This window comes from Planococcus sp. NCCP-2050, assembly GCF_023708025.1.
Classification (GTDB): Bacteria; Bacillota; Bacilli; order Bacillales_A; family Planococcaceae; genus Planococcus.
This window is the reverse complement of sequence record NZ_BRCX01000001.1, coordinates 1,751,092-1,765,646: the sequence shown is the minus strand read 5'-3', so window position 1 is coordinate 1,765,646 and position 14,555 is coordinate 1,751,092. Positions and strand designations below refer to the sequence as shown.

Genomic DNA, 14,555 nt, shown 5'->3' with positions numbered 1-14,555 from the left:
AAAGAAATAATCCGAAATGATTTCTAGTATAGTGTTGACTAAAAATTCAATATAACGCATAATAATGCTATTATTCTTTTTCAGAAAAGTCTCGGAATACAAACAGGTGGTGTCGGTGCGTGAAAAAGAAAAGAATCGTAGTGAAAATCGGCAGCAGCTCGCTGACGAACAAAAATGGGGGCCTGTGCCTGGAGAAATTGCAGGAACATGTCGAGGCGCTTGCCCGGTTAAAAGAATTGGGCCATGATGTAATTTTAATTTCGTCTGGGGCGGTTGCGGCTGGTTTTACCGATCTTGGCTATACAACGCGTCCGGTCAGCATTGTTGGAAAACAGGCAGCAGCTGCTGTCGGCCAAGGGCAATTGCTGCACGCTTATTCGCAGGAATTCAAAAAACATGAAATCGTGTCAGCCCAATTATTATTGACGAAGCAAAACCTGCTGGCCAAAGACCTTTATCAGAATGCGACAGCGACTTTAACCGAATTATTAAAACGCAATGTGCTGCCGATCATCAATGAGAATGATTCGGTATCCGTAGACGGCCTTACATTTGGAGACAACGATATGCTGTCGGCGCTTGTCAGTGGATTGGTACAAGCACAGATGCTTATTATTTTAACCGATGTAAACGGAATTTACCGGGACGACCCGCGCGTGAATCCGGAAGCCGGAAGATATAATTTTTTGTCGGAAATTCCGGATGAGCTGATCAAAGCCACGTCCAGTGAAGGTTCACTTGTGGGAACCGGCGGCATGAAATCCAAAGTTGAAGCGGCACAAACCGCTTTGGCCCTTGGATCGCAAATTTTTATCGGCACCGGTTCAGGCAGCGAAAAACTCGTGCAGATTCTTGAAGGCAATGGCGATGGCACCTATATCGGTGACGATCCGCAGGCGACGGTCAAGAATTCCAAACAATGGCTGGCGCTCCATTCGATGCCAACAGGAAAAATCGAAGTGGACGACGGAGCAGCGCTGGCAATTTCAGCGCAAGGAAGAAGTTTGCTGCCGGTAGGCATTACAAAAATTGGCGGCCGCTTTAAAGCGGATGATGTTGTCGAAGTCCTAAATCCAGCCGGCGAAGTAATCGGCAGAGGACAAGTGAATTTTTCTTCGGAAGATTTAGCGGAAATTAAAGGGTTGTGCAGCGAGGAAGCCCGAGTCATTACAAAAACAGGAAAAAGGCAAGTCGTCATCCATCGAGACCAGTGGTTCAGCGCTACCCGAAAGGAGCAGTTGTGAATGAGTGAAATTCTTCAGAAAACCAATGACCTTTTAGAAAAAGCAGCGCTTGCCAAAAAAGCGGCTGCTGAAATGGCCAAACAGTCCACTGACGCAAAAAATAGGGCTTTGCTGCTGATGGCGGATCAACTGTTGGAGGAACAGGATTTCCTTCTGGCTGAAAATGAAAAAGACATCGCTGCCGGTAAACTGGCAGGAATGAGCGATTCGCTGATTGATCGGCTCCAATTAGATGCAAACCGGTTAAAAGATATAGCGGATGCGCTGGTTTTATTAACCGAATTAGAGGACCCGGTTGGAGAAGTGTTGGAATCATGGAAGCAGCCGAACGGTCTCGAGATGACCAAAATCCGTGTGCCGCTCGGTGTCATTGGCATGATTTATGAAGCGCGCCCTAACGTAACAGTCGATGCATCGAGCCTTTGCCTGAAGACAGGGAACGCTGTGGTGCTTCGCGGCAGTTCAACTGCCATCCATTCCAATAAAGCTTTGGTTGCCGTCATTCACCGGGCGCTGAAAAGGAGCGAACTGCCGGTTGAGGCGGTTCAATTGATCGAAGATACCAGCAGGGAAACCGCATCCGATATGTTCAAGCTGAGTTCTCACTTGGATGTCTTGATCCCAAGAGGCGGTGCTAAATTGATCAAGACAGTGGTGGAAAACTCTACCGTTCCCGTTCTGGAAACAGGAGCGGGCAATTGCCATGTTTATATTGATGAAACGGCGAATGTGGAGATGGCTATCGCCATTGCACTGAATGCGAAAACGCAGCGTCCATCCGTCTGCAATGCGTGTGAAACGATTTTAGTGGAAAAAAATTGGGCAGCTGCCCATCTTGGAAAGCTAATTGAAGCCTTGCAGAAAAAAGAAGTCGTGATTCATGGCGATTCTTTTGTGCAGCAATGGGAGCATGTGATTCCGGCAACGGAAGAAGATTGGGGGACGGAATACCTCGGTCTTGAAGCTTCGGTGAAAGTGGTGGATACAGTGGGAGAAGCGATCCGGCACATCAATTCATACGGCACCAAGCATTCGGAAGCCATTATTTCAGAAGCCCCTGGAAATGTTGAAAAGTTCTTTATGGAAGTAGATGCAGCAGCAGTCTACCATAATGCGTCTACGCGTTTCACAGATGGCTTTGAATTTGGTTTCGGCGCAGAAATTGGCATCAGCACGCAAAAATTGCATGCACGGGGCCCCATGGGGTTGCCAGCTTTAACATCGACGAAATACTTGATTAAAGGCAATGGCCAAACAAAATAAGTGTATGAAAAAGGAGTTGTCCCAAAAGTAATTTGGGACAACTCCTTTTTGCGATGAAGCTAGCGCAGCGATGCAATTTTTTTCATGTCTCGAAGCTAGCATAGCGATGCAGAGACAGGAGCAATAGTATAATCACACGCTTTATTAGAAAAGAAGGGGCTGTCCAATAAGTCTTTATTTGACTTATTGGACAGCCCCTTTTTAATTTGCCGCTTTCGTGCGATGATGCTTCCACATCATATAGCGGTAGCGGATGGTACAGCCAATGCAATATCCGAGGAGTGCTACGCCTGCTGCAACCACGACCATGATGCTAAAAGCATAGCCTATTATGGTAAAGCCAAAAGCGAAAAATGCCAGCGACAAGCCAAGGCAGATTGTCGCAATCCATTGGTTGAACAATTGCTGGTCTTTGTCTTCCTGAATATAAGACATGGGAGGATTTTTCAAGAATCGTTTGCTGAACCGGATGACCGGATTGGACTTTGTAGCCAAGGTATAGACGCCGACTGCAAAAGGAAGGAGCAAAATCGCTTTATGGAAAATAAGCGCTATTATTACAGTCAAAACGATAAAAGCTTGATTGGTTTGCACAAGCGGTTTTGGAATGGTCAAGAAGAGCCCTCCTTTTTTTATTATTATACCAGGTTGTTTACTCGGGATAAAAGAATTCCATCCTATTTATCTTCTCAATAGTAAAATATTTTGCTTTAAATAAATATTTCCTGCAAGTTAGGTACAAAATACTTTGTTTGATTAGGTATTTTGAAGTAGACTCAACTTATACAAGAAAAAGGGAGGCTTCCTAATTTGGAATGCAATAATTGTTCCGTTAATGAACTGAAGTTTGAAATTAAAGTTGAAGGCGAATTGAATCAGTCGATTTTGCCGCAAGTCATTGACCATTTAATGAGAAGAGATATAGAAGTAAAAGAAAAAGAGCAAGGCATCATTATCCCGGAATCCGGCGCGAAAGAATTTATGGATTTTTGTGAGCACTTCATGGTGACGGAGCAGGTCGAATTCCGTGTCAACAAAGAAGAGTGGAAGCCATTTTCTCAAATTGAAACAGTCATAGATATGCAATGGATCGACAACGTCATTAAAAAAGAATTGATCACGTGCCATTATCAGCCAATAGTTGATGCTAGAGGTAATGTGTTCGCTTATGAGATGCTGTCGCGTTTTAAAAACGAAGACGGTTCGATGATTTATCCGAATGAAATTTTCCCGGCTGCGAAAAGCCGTGGCCGCTTGTACGCGCTTGACCGGGTGTGCCGGATGACCGCTGTGAAATACGCAGCTAAACTTGAAGATAAAAAAGCATTCATCAATTTCATTCCGACATCAATTTATTCTCCTGAATTTTGCCTGCGTTCTACGACGCTTTTGGCAAATCAATTGGACGTGGATCCTAAGCAATTGGTATTTGAAGTCGTGGAAACGGAACAAGTCGACGATTTGGATCATTTAAAGAAAATCCTTACCTACTACAAAGAAAAAGGCTTTAATTACGCCTTGGATGATGTGGGCGAAGGGTTCAGTACGGCGGAAGTATTGGCTGAGCTGAAACCGAAATACATGAAGCTTGATATGCAATATGTACAAGGCGTCGCCGAGGAAACTGGCAAGCAAAAAGTTGCCTTGTCATTCCTGGAAAAAGCGCTTGCTGTGGGTTCTGTGCCACTGGCTGAAGGGGTGGAAACCGAGGAAGACTTCAATTGGCTGAAAGAAAAAGGCTATGAATTATTCCAAGGCTATTATTTCGGCAAACCTGAAGCGGAACCGAGAACGGAACTCGCATTTGCATAAAATCGAAAAAGCACTTGGGAAGCAGCCGCTTCCCAAGTGCTTTATTTTTTAAGCAATAAATACATAAAATACGGTGCACCGATCAGAGCAGCGACAATTCCAGCTGGAATGCCCGTAGGTTCTAAAACATTCCGGCCGATCGTATCTGCCAAAAGCAGCAGCCAGCCGCCGATTAAAATAGCGAGCGGCAGTGCCAATTGATTGCGCGGACCGATTAATGATTTAGCGATGTGCGGTGCCATCAGTCCGATAAAAGCAATTCCGCCCGTAACCGATACAGCAGAAGCTGCTAAAGCCACAGCGGCAAGCAGCAGCACAATCCGTTCTTTCTCGATGGAAAGGCCAAGGCCGATGGCGACAGGTTCGCTAAGGCTCAGCATATTCAGCTTATTCGCTTTGTATAAAGTGAAAGGGATCAAAATGAGCAGCCAAGGCAGTAATGCCCAGATAAACGGCCAATCGGCCCCCCAGATATTGCCGGCAAGCCAGCTTGCGATGAAGTCGACTTTTTCCCGCTCGGTAGAGGATATCAGGACAATCATGACACCTGACAAAGCTAGGGAAAAACCGATCCCTGTCAATACGAGGCGAACAGGCTGCAAGCCCGTCTGGCGGCTATAAGAAAACACATAAATCAGTACAGCTGTAAGCAAGGCGCCACAGAATGCCACAACCGGCATCAAGTAAACGAAAGAACCGGCTTCAACTGGGATGAACAAAAAGAACACAGCAATGGCAACACCAGCACCGGAGTTGATGCCGATAATGCCGGGATCTGCTAAGTCATTCCGCGTCACACCTTGAAGGATGGCACCAGATAACGCAAGGGCCATACCTGCGAGCAAAGTGATGAGAATGCGCGGCAAGCGAATAGAGAATAAGATGAAATCCTCTTTAAATGTTCCGTTTCCAAGAAAAGCGGGCAACAGTCGGTCAATCGGGATGGAAGAATAGCCTAAGCTGAGTCCCAGAACAATCGTGGTAAGGATCATAGCCAAGAGAATTATCATAAGTATGCGTTGTTTTCGCAATAAGGCAGGTTGCATCATGAGAAAGCTCGCCCTCCTTTACGGACAATGAATAAGAAGAACGGCAAGCCGAAAATGGAAACGATGGCAGCGACCGGCGTTTCGAAAGGCGCATTGATCGTGCGTCCAAGCAAATCTGCAAACAGCATAAAAATAGCACCGGCAATGGCAGACATCGGGATGATGAAACGATAATCGGTTCCGACAATCGCACGGACGATATGCGGGATCATCAAACCGATAAAGGCCATATTTCCTGCAAGGGCCACTGCGGCCCCGGCTAAAATGGTGATGCCAAAAAACAGCACGGCTTTGATCAAGCCTGTTTTTTGCCCAAGGCCGATAGCTGTTTCTTCGCTTAAACTTAAAATCGTCAATTGTCTGGCAAGGATCATGGCGATAATCAATCCAACGGCGATAAACGGCACGACGATCTGCAATTGTCCCCAGGAAGTACCGATTAAACCGCCTGCAGTCCACATGGAGACGTCTTTTGAAATTTTAAAGTAAAGGCCGATGCCTTCCGCAATAGCGGCAAGGAAGGCCGACACAGCGGCTCCCGCAAGGACAATGCGAAAAGGCGAAAAGCCGCCGCGCTTGGATGCACCAAGGCCGAAAACGATGCCGGCGCCAGCCGCTGCTCCGATAAAGCAGGCAACCGTAATCCAGAAATAATTTGCCGCAGGGATGAAGGCAAGCGTTAAGGCCAAAGCAGCGTTAGCGCCCGCTGTAAGTCCGAGAAGTCCGGGATCCGCTAGGGGATTCCGGGTCATTCCTTGCATCATGGCACCGGAAACCGCAAGAGCGGCACCAACAACAATAGCGGCTAATTCACGCGGCAGGCGAATTTCCTGGATAATGGCAATGCTGTCATTCGAGGCATTCGAGAAGAGGGCAAGCCAAACATCTTTCAGGCTGATATCTGCTGCACCAAAGACGATAGAAGCAACGAACATGATGATGAATACAGCGAGGCTGATTATTATTTTGATTGAAAAAGACATTTTCCCGGGCATAGTCTACCATCATTTCTGTTATAGAGTGAAAAGAGGGATTCTCATAAGCAGAATCCCTCTTTTTTGTATGGTCCAGATTCTAAAATTACTTGCCTAAAAAATTCTCCAAGAAGAACTCAAGCTGATACTCTAATGAAATGGGGTCATTAAAGTAAAATTCTTTTGCATTGGCTTCAAATACTTGGCCGTTTTTAACAGCAGGCGTATTTTTGAACAAATCGGTTTCTTCAAATGAATTATCTTGCTCGCTGTCTTTACTGAAGATGACATAATCACCCATGTATTCAGGAAGCACTTCCTGAGACAATGCATAGAATCCATCAGCTAATGCCATTTCTTTTACTTTTTCAGGCATTTTCAATTTCATTTCCTGATAAAGGATTTCTGTGCCACGGCCCCAGTTATCCCCGAAAACGTATAATTGCTTATCAAAATTTTCGATGACCGAAACTGTAGCGTCTTCGCCGATTTCAGCACGGACTTCTTCTCCAGCTTCCTGAGCGCGTTTTTGGAAATCTTCAATCCACGTTTTTGCTTCTTCTTCTTTATTCAACAGCTTGCCAATCTCTAAATGCTGATCAAGGTAGCTGAGTTTGCCGTATGTGAATGTCACGGTTGGAGCGATTTCTTCTAGTTTATCGATATTGTTGATCGTAGACAAGCCGATAATCAAATCGGGATCCAATTCGATGATTTTCTCAAGGTTCTGGTCGGTCACTTCTTCTACGCCTTCCAGATCTTTATCGAAACGAGGGTTCATCTTTGACCAAGAATCAACGCCAACTAAAGGCACGTCAAGCGCCATAACATCACCGGCGTATGTAGACAGCACGATGACACGTTGAGGATCTGCAGGTACTTCGACAGGTCCGTTTTCAGATTCAAATGTGATGGTTCCAGATTCTTCTTCCGGTTTTTCTGCCGCATTTTCATCTTTTGCTTCATCATTTCCGCATGCTGCCAGCAGCATGACAACAATCAGTAAAAATGGAAGGATTAATTTCTTTAACATGATTCAGGCCCCTTTTATTAAGTTATAAGTAATGCACATTGGTTTTTGCGTTCGCGGATCCAGGCCGATTTCTGCGTCGATTCGGAACACTTCTTTTAACACAGGTTGTGTGATGATTTCGTGGCAATTTCCTGCTTTCACCACTTGGCCGTCTTTCATCGCAATGATATGGTCGGCGAAGCGGGCAGCCTGGTTTAAATCATGGAGCACCATAACGATAGTGCGGTGCTGTTCGCGGTTCAACTTTTCAAGAAGTTCAAGGATTTCCAATTGATGGGCCATGTCCAGATAAGTGGTCGGTTCATCGAGGAAAATCATTTCCGTTTCTTGGGCGAGTGCCATCGCAATCCAAACACGCTGGCGCTGTCCGCCCGATAAAGCATCTACCGGGTGGTATTTAAAGAATTGTGTGCCTGTGACATCCAATGCCCAATTGATGATTTCATAGTCTTTTTTCGAAAGGCGGCCGAATCCTTTTTGGTAAGGGAAGCGTCCGTAAGAGACCAGCTCTCCAACGGTCAATCCATTGGCGCTTTCCGGCGTCTGGGGAAGAATCGCCATCTTTTTCGCCAATGCTTTGGTGCCTTCCTTGGCAATATTGCCGCCATCCAATACAACAGAACCTGATTGATGGGAAATAATGCGCGTAATCGTTTTCAGAAGCGTCGATTTGCCGCAGCCATTCGAGCCGATAATTGTTGTGATTTTTTTATCCGGAATTTCAATGCTTAAGTCTTTTACGATTAATCGCTCACCATAACTTACATTCAAATCCTCTGTAAAGAGACGAACCATAATGAAGGCCCTCCATTTCTCAAAAATTTATTAACAAATCAATTGATAATGATTATCATTTTCGGTACAATACATACTATAAGATGAAATTTTTTCAATGTCAATTGAAAATATGTGAAACGGGAGTGATCACGTGAGGGAACAAGAGGTTTTCGACGTAACGATTATTGGTGGGGGTCCGGCTGGATTGTATTCAGCTTTCTATAGCGGGTTGAGAGAGATGAAAGCGAAACTGATTGAATATCAACCGCAATTAGGCGGAAAGATTCATGTCTATCCTGAAAAAATGATTTGGGATGTTGGCGGCCAAATGCCGATTCAAGGAGCGAAGCTCATTGACCAACTGGTTGCCCAAGGACTGACTTTCAATCCCGAAGTCGTGCTGAATGAAAAAGTTGAAATGATTTCACGCAATGAAAAAGGGCTGTTCGAATTAACAGGCTCTTCAGGTGAAATCCATCTCTCAAAAACCGTAATCGTTGCAGTCGGCGGCGGAATCTTGAACCCTCAGAAACTCGAGATCAAAGGTGCAGAACGTTTCGAGGTCTCAAACTTGAATTATACAGTAAAATCCCTGGAACGGTTTAAAGATAAGGTTGTCTTAATTTCCGGCGGCGGCAATTCCGCAGTGGATTGGGCAAACGAATTGGAGCCGATTGCTGAAAAAGTTTTCGTCACATACCGAAAAGGTGAGTTGGCTGGCCACGAAGCGCAAGTTAAACAATTGATGAACAGCTCAGCCCATTGCCTCCTGAATACCACCATCACAAAATTGATCGCTTCGGATGGACGGGATGCGATTGAGTTGGTGGAACTGACAAACCAGGAAAACGGCGAGGTTTCCTTATTGCCGATTGACGAAGTAATCATCAACCATGGCTATGAACGGGATGCCACCTTATTGGAAGAAAGCGATCTGGATATTGAAATTGCTGACGGCTATTACATCTCAGGCAACGCCAACAGCGAATCATCGGTTCCAGGGCTTTACGCAGCAGGCGATATTCTGCAGCATCCAGGGAAACTGAACCTCATTGCCGGCACTTTCCAAGATGCAGCGAATGCGGTCAATAAAGCGAAGAAATACATCGAACCGGATGCAAACGGCATCGCGATGGTTTCCTCGCACAACGACGTCTTCAAAAAACGCAATAAAGAACTTGTCAAACAAATGATGTCTTAATATAGAAGAGGTTCCTCGAAATGAGGAACCTCTTTTTTTATTTATTGAAGAATGGTTGTGCGGTTGGCTCGGTGTTCTTTTATGCCGTGCAGGAAGTAATACAGAACGGCAAAACCGAGCGCTGCAAAAGCTAGAATGACATACATGGAACTATAGCCGATCAACGGAATGATGAAGCCCAAAACATAAGGCCCAAAACCGAGTCCGGCATCCATAAAGATGAAGAAGGTCGAAGTTGCCAGCCCCATCCGATGCGGCGGCGTCAATTTGACGGCCACGGCTTGAGTCGTGGACTGCATGTTACCGAAGCCAAGACCGATCAATGCACCTGCCAACAATAACGTAACGCTATTGCCCGCGGTGCTGAGCAATAGCAAGCCGGCGGCGAAAAGGATAAAGGCCGGATACATGACATAATTAGCTCCTTTGATATCCATCAAACGCCCAGTAAAGGGACGGGAAACCAACACCGCTAATGCATAAACCACAAAGAAAAAGCTGGCGGCGTCGACCAGGTCAATTTCAATGGCATAGAAATTGATGAACGATAGGACGCTTGAATAGCAAAGGCCGACCGCTAACGTAATGACGGCAATTGGAACCGCTTTTGGTTCCAGGAAGTTCGAAAGCTTAAAGCCTTTAGAGTCGTCTCCTTTTGGCGCTTCTTCTAATGGCGGAACTTGCACTAATAAGGAAATCAAGAAACTGATGACGCCTAAAGCAAGGCAAAGCGCAAAGATGGTTTCGAAGCTGGTGCGCTGGCTCATGAACAGCCCGATAAATGGTCCGATGGCCGTTGCCATGGTGGCGCTCATACTGAAATAACCGATCCCTTCCCCTTTGCGCGACATCGGAATGATTTGCGCGACAATTGTTCCGGCAGCGGTGCTCGCTAAACCGAGTGTCATGCCGTGCAGCAACCGGGTGACGATGAGGAACGCAGTACCGAGATGCACGAAGTACAAGAGACTGGTGGCTGTAAATAGGATGAGCCCGATGATCAAGGTCCGTTTGCGCCCGATCTTATCGATATAGCGTCCGATAGCAAGACGCCCGATTAATGTCCCGATGATGAAGATGCCGGTTACGAGGCCGGCTTCACTTGTAGTGGCACCGTATTCTTTAACTGCAAAAGTGGCAATGGTGACCATCAATAGATAGAAGATAAGAATGAGGAAAAAATTGATTCCGGAAGCGGCGATAAAGTTTTTTGTCCATAATTTAGGTTTGTTTTCGTTCATTTCGTTGACTCCTTATTGATTAAATTCATACGGATCGCTTTCATCGATTCGATGATCAACTGTTGAGTGTCTTCAGGAATTCCTTCAAGAATTTCCTGTTCGAACTTATCGATGGTAATCCGTACTTTCTTATAGACCTTAGTGCCTTCAGCTGTCAGCTGCATGCGTTTTTCCCGGCGGTCTTTGCCAGGGAGATGCTCGACATAGCCCAATTCTTCCAAACGGCTGACTGTGCGCGTCATGGTCGGTTTCTCGACGCGTTGATAATGGGCAAGTTCAACAAGGGTGGATGGGCCTTCATTGACCAAGTAATAAAGAATCGTCCATTGGGCTCTATGTAAACCATGCTTGCCAAGCTCCTGGTTCAGCTGGCTTTCGAATGGGCGGTACATTAACATGTATTGCTGAAAAAATTCCTGAAACGTTTTGATCGGACTCACTCCTTTAGTTAGTTTAGCTAATGGTTAGCTTGGATAACTAAATAACAATAACAAATTAAAATAAAGTTGTCCACTAGACAAGACCAATAAAAAAAACGATCCGCCTCTTACAAAAGCAAGAGGCGGATCGTTTTTTTCGTCTTATTCAGCTGGTGCTGCTTCAATTGATGAAGCCACTTTTGTGATGACCAGTTCGCTGCCAAGCATTGGAGATTCTTTTGGAGCTTCGCTGGAATCGGCTTCTGGGCGTTTATGGGATTCTTTGAAAGCGTCGCTGTTTTTCCAAGCGTCAAAACTTTCAAGGTCTTCCCAATACATGTTCACATTCAGTTCATCGTATTCAGTTAAGTTTTGTGTAATCGTCACTTCGACTTTTACAAAACCTTTCATTTGCTGCAAAGCTCCTGGGCGAGTGAAGTTCGGCGCCATTCTTTCGGCAAAGCCGGGTTTCATTTTAATGCGGTTCGTTACGATATACATGAGGCAGATCTCCTTTAATATGATTTGTTTTCGTTTTTCTATTCGTTTCTATTATAACGAAGCGATAAATAGGAATCTATTATTTGCATGAGGCCATGTACCAATAACCGGTACGTGCCTTATAATTGTAAGAATATTGTCACGGGGAGCTGCAGATATGAGAAAAGTTGAAGAACGTATCAAGTGGACAGGCAATGAATATTCTTTCGTTGATGAGCCTGATGTAACGAAGTTTAACGATCTGGTTCTTGGGCGTTTTGGCGGCAACTCGTCGGCAGGGCAGTATAAGAACGAAGACGGCTGCCTAATATGGGCAGATGGCGACAAGCAATGGGAATTCGTTCTGCTTCTGGATGCCCATAAAACAGCGGAGAGTGCAGAACTTGTTGCAAATTGGGTACAGCAGGGTGAAACAGATTTGCATAAGCTATTGAATCATAAAATCCATAGCACCTATTTTAAGGAGTTGGAAAACTATTTCGTCTCCCTTTTTGAAGAAACGCGGTTTTTAGATGCATGCCGCAGTGTTCAAGGAGAGACAGCTTGTTTGATTGCGGTTCGAAAAGAAAAGTACCTCTGGTGGTTTTCTGTCGGTGATTGCCTGCTGTACTTATTTCATCCGGAATTGATGAAGCTTGGCCAATATGCGGTAAATCAACGCCAGTTTTTTGAGTGGGTCGGAGCAGTCAATACTTTCGGGCAGGCCGTTCCTTGTTACTCCAGCGGCACACGTGAATTGCGACAAGGGGAAAACCATGTGTTCCTTACTACAGACGGTTTGGTTGAATGCCCCGGTCTTCCTTTTGCTGACCCAAAAGCGATTGTAAAAAGCTTTGAAGGGGCAACAAACGAGCAAGGCGTTGAAAAATTATTGAAAACGATACAGGAGCATGGTGTCAGAGACAGCACGACGATTGTATCCTGGAACATTAAGAGGAAAGAAACAGCTGCGATGCCGAGTGATCAATAGGAGGAGAGCGAATGGACGCTGAAAAGTTTTATGGAAAAATGCCAATTATTGAAACGGAAAGACTGATATTGAGGAGTTTAAGAGAAGGGGATGCAGAGGATTTGTTTGACTATGCTTCAGAAGCAAAAGTTTCACGTTTTATGCCTTGGGAAGCCCATAGAACCATTGAAGATTCCAAAGAATTCATCGCCTTTGTATTAAATGCGTACAAGCAAAAAAATAAACTGACATGGGCAATCGAATTGAAAACGGATGAGAAAATGATTGGCACCATCGATTTTGTAAAATGGCTGCCGAAACATTCACGGGGGGAAATCGCCTATACGCTATCGCACCGGTATTGGGGAAAAGGCTTTACAGCAGAAGCTGTAAAAGCACTGCTTGAATTCGGTTTTACAGAAATGCAGCTGAATAAAATTGAAGCACCGATTGTACCGGATAATTTCCAATCGCAGCGTGTCCTTGAAAAAGCGGGAATGAAATTTGAAGGCGTAGCGAGGCAGCATTTTCGGATAAAAGGGCAACTCGTCGACTTAGCGCAGTATTCGATTTTAAAAGAGGAATTTTGAAATGGTCTGAAGAAAGCACAAACGGACAGGAAAAACGCAAAAGATGCCGATAAGATGGAAGCAAGGGGTGAGCAATATGGGGTGGGTAGAATCTTTGCAGCAGGCAATCGATTACATGGAAGCGAATATAACGGAATCGATCAGCATGGAAGATATTGCACGCGAAGCGAATAGTTCGGTGTTTCACTTTCAACGGACATTCTCGATTTTGACCGATATGTCAGTAGGCGAGTATTTGCGGGGCAGGCGCTTGACTTTAGCTGCACATGAATTGGCGAGTACAGACCATAAAATCATCGATATCGCCTCCAAATATGGCTATGACACCCCCGAGGCTTTCACGAAAGCTTTTCGGCGACAGCACGGCGTCACGCCGAGCGGTGCGCGAAAGCATGTAGGAGAGCTGAAATCCTATAATCGCCTGGGAATCCAGGTGAATCTGAAAGGGGCAAGTCCGATGAAGTACCGTATTGTGGAAAAGGAAAGTTTTCAGGCAGTGGGCATCAAGGAAGAGTTTTCACTGGTAGACGGAGAAAATATGCAAGGCATCCCGAAAATGTGGGAAAGAGCCAATGCCGACGGGACAAGTGATTTGTTAGCCGGCTTGAACAATGGAGAAATCAAAGGGCTGCTCGGGATTTGCGATGGCAATGCGGATGGCCAAAAAATGGACTATTGGATTGGTGCAGAGTCGACTGAAAAAGCACCGGCTAATCTAACGGCCCTTGAAATACCCGCTGCAAAATGGGCGGTATTCGAAGTGCACGGCGCCATGCCGGAAGCCATGCCTATTGTATGGAAGCAAATTTTCTCGGAATGGTTTCCGTCAAACCAGTATGAACATGCACCGTCTCCTGAGTTGGAAGTTTATCCGGCTGGCGATGCTTATCGAGATGACTATTACTCCGAAATTTGGATTCCGTTGAAAAAATAAGAAAAGAAAAGCGGCTGGAGTTTCTCCAAGCCGCTTTTGCCATTCAATTATTTATAGACCACATATGAATTTGCAATGTAATCGTGAAGTCCGCGCTTCTTTTCGGTGAAGGCAATCATGATATAGCCGAAAAACAGCAAAAAGCCGGACGGGATATAGCCTAGATATCGGTTCGCGGAACGAAGAAAGCCCATACGCTGGCCATTTGCATCTACAACTTTAATGCCCATCGCCATTTTGCCGAACGTCGCTTGTTTTTTAGACGAGGTCAGAATTCCGTAGTATAGGATGCCGGCTAAGGTAGTGAAAAGGAAACTGTACCATAGATAGGAAGGCGGGGCACCAGCTGTCGAAAGTTCATTTAAAGCATAATATTGTTCTTCGGTCATCCCGGTTACTTGTTTAAAAATAACTTGATCGACTATAAAAATAGGTATGCCGAGAATAATGCCGTCGATCAAGTTCGCGATGAAACGAATCCAGAATCCTGCATAATCTTTAGTCATGAGATGCCCTCGCTTCCACTCGATTTCTTTTAACTTTAACATGAATTTTTAATTTTTTGTTT

Annotated in this window: 16 protein-coding genes; 7 read left to right on the top strand and 9 right to left on the bottom strand. The window is 45.2% G+C overall.

The genetic code is table 11. The features are described from left to right. The first annotated feature begins 119 nt into the window (after positions 1–119). Positions 120–1,244 (top strand): glutamate 5-kinase, encoded by a 1,125-nt coding sequence (proB, locus tag NFU07_RS08800; RefSeq protein WP_251476813.1) that lies wholly within the window; start codon positions 120–122, stop codon positions 1,242–1,244. Further along, complete coding sequence (locus NFU07_RS08795) at positions 1,245–2,507, top strand: glutamate-5-semialdehyde dehydrogenase (protein WP_251476812.1); 1,263 nt, start codon at positions 1,245–1,247, stop codon at positions 2,505–2,507. It abuts the gene before it with no gap. A gap of 201 nt (positions 2,508–2,708) precedes the next feature. On the opposite strand, the gene NFU07_RS08790 is transcribed toward NFU07_RS08795, so the two are convergent. Beyond that, positions 2,709–3,122: a DUF4395 domain-containing protein gene (locus NFU07_RS08790; RefSeq protein WP_251476811.1), complete on the bottom strand. Its 414-nt coding sequence runs from the start codon at positions 3,120–3,122 to the stop codon at positions 2,709–2,711. Positions 3,123–3,317: 195 nt separating this feature from the next. Here NFU07_RS08790 and NFU07_RS08785 point away from each other — a divergent pair, with 195 nt between their 5' ends. Then, entirely contained in the window at positions 3,318–4,319 is a 1,002-nt protein-coding gene (locus tag NFU07_RS08785) for an EAL domain-containing protein (protein ID WP_251476810.1), read from the top strand. Between the two features lie 41 nt (positions 4,320–4,360). Here the strand turns inward: NFU07_RS08785 and NFU07_RS08780 are convergent, their stop codons facing one another. The 4 genes from NFU07_RS08780 to NFU07_RS08765 form a co-directional block, all read right to left on the bottom strand. Further along, positions 4,361–5,368 (bottom strand): FecCD family ABC transporter permease, encoded by a 1,008-nt coding sequence (locus NFU07_RS08780; protein ID WP_251476808.1) that lies wholly within the window; start codon positions 5,366–5,368, stop codon positions 4,361–4,363. Then, entirely contained in the window at positions 5,365–6,363 is a 999-nt protein-coding gene (locus tag NFU07_RS08775) for a FecCD family ABC transporter permease (protein WP_235197663.1), read from the bottom strand. Before NFU07_RS08775 ends, NFU07_RS08780 begins: the two co-directional genes overlap by 4 nt. A gap of 85 nt (positions 6,364–6,448) precedes the next feature. Beyond that, positions 6,449–7,375, bottom strand: a complete 927-nt coding sequence (locus NFU07_RS08770; protein ID WP_251476806.1) for an iron-hydroxamate ABC transporter substrate-binding protein — start codon at positions 7,373–7,375, stop codon at positions 6,449–6,451. A 3-nt stretch (positions 7,376–7,378) separates the two neighbouring features. Continuing rightward, positions 7,379–8,170, bottom strand: coding sequence for an ABC transporter ATP-binding protein (locus tag NFU07_RS08765; RefSeq protein ID WP_052649651.1), 792 nt, complete (start codon positions 8,168–8,170; stop codon positions 7,379–7,381). Between the two features lie 133 nt (positions 8,171–8,303). Here NFU07_RS08765 and NFU07_RS08760 point away from each other — a divergent pair, with 133 nt between their 5' ends. Then, a complete protein-coding gene (locus NFU07_RS08760; protein ID WP_235197661.1) occupies positions 8,304–9,353 on the top strand; it encodes an NAD(P)/FAD-dependent oxidoreductase in 1,050 nt (349 codons plus the stop codon). 41 nt (positions 9,354–9,394) lie between these two features. Here the strand turns inward: NFU07_RS08760 and NFU07_RS08755 are convergent, their stop codons facing one another. The 3 genes from NFU07_RS08755 to NFU07_RS08745 all read right to left on the bottom strand — a co-directional run bounded on the left by NFU07_RS08755 (position 9,395) and on the right by NFU07_RS08745 (position 11,514). Further along, positions 9,395–10,594: an MFS transporter gene (locus tag NFU07_RS08755; protein ID WP_251476804.1), complete on the bottom strand. Its 1,200-nt coding sequence runs from the start codon at positions 10,592–10,594 to the stop codon at positions 9,395–9,397. Continuing rightward, positions 10,591–10,992 (bottom strand): MarR family winged helix-turn-helix transcriptional regulator, encoded by a 402-nt coding sequence (locus NFU07_RS08750; protein ID WP_251476803.1) that lies wholly within the window; start codon positions 10,990–10,992, stop codon positions 10,591–10,593. Before NFU07_RS08750 ends, NFU07_RS08755 begins: the two co-directional genes overlap by 4 nt. A gap of 183 nt (positions 10,993–11,175) precedes the next feature. Continuing rightward, positions 11,176–11,514 carry a heme oxygenase gene (locus NFU07_RS08745; protein ID WP_235197658.1) on the bottom strand — a complete coding sequence of 113 codons (339 nt, stop codon included), beginning with the start codon at positions 11,512–11,514 and terminating at the stop codon, positions 11,176–11,178. A gap of 157 nt (positions 11,515–11,671) precedes the next feature. On the opposite strand from NFU07_RS08745, the gene NFU07_RS08740 reads away from it, so the two are divergent. From NFU07_RS08740 to NFU07_RS08730, 3 genes are all read left to right on the top strand, one after another. Then, a complete protein-coding gene (locus NFU07_RS08740; RefSeq protein WP_251476801.1) occupies positions 11,672–12,484 on the top strand; it encodes a PP2C family serine/threonine-protein phosphatase in 813 nt (270 codons plus the stop codon). A gap of 11 nt (positions 12,485–12,495) precedes the next feature. Next, entirely contained in the window at positions 12,496–13,053 is a 558-nt protein-coding gene (locus NFU07_RS08735; protein ID WP_251476799.1) for a GNAT family N-acetyltransferase, read from the top strand. 76 nt (positions 13,054–13,129) lie between these two features. Further along, a complete protein-coding gene (locus NFU07_RS08730; protein WP_251476797.1) occupies positions 13,130–13,987 on the top strand; it encodes an AraC family transcriptional regulator in 858 nt (285 codons plus the stop codon). Between the two features lie 47 nt (positions 13,988–14,034). Here the strand turns inward: NFU07_RS08730 and NFU07_RS08725 are convergent, their stop codons facing one another. Further along, positions 14,035–14,493, bottom strand: coding sequence for an RDD family protein (locus NFU07_RS08725; RefSeq protein ID WP_251476795.1), 459 nt, complete (start codon positions 14,491–14,493; stop codon positions 14,035–14,037). Positions 14,494–14,555 lie beyond the last annotated feature (62 nt).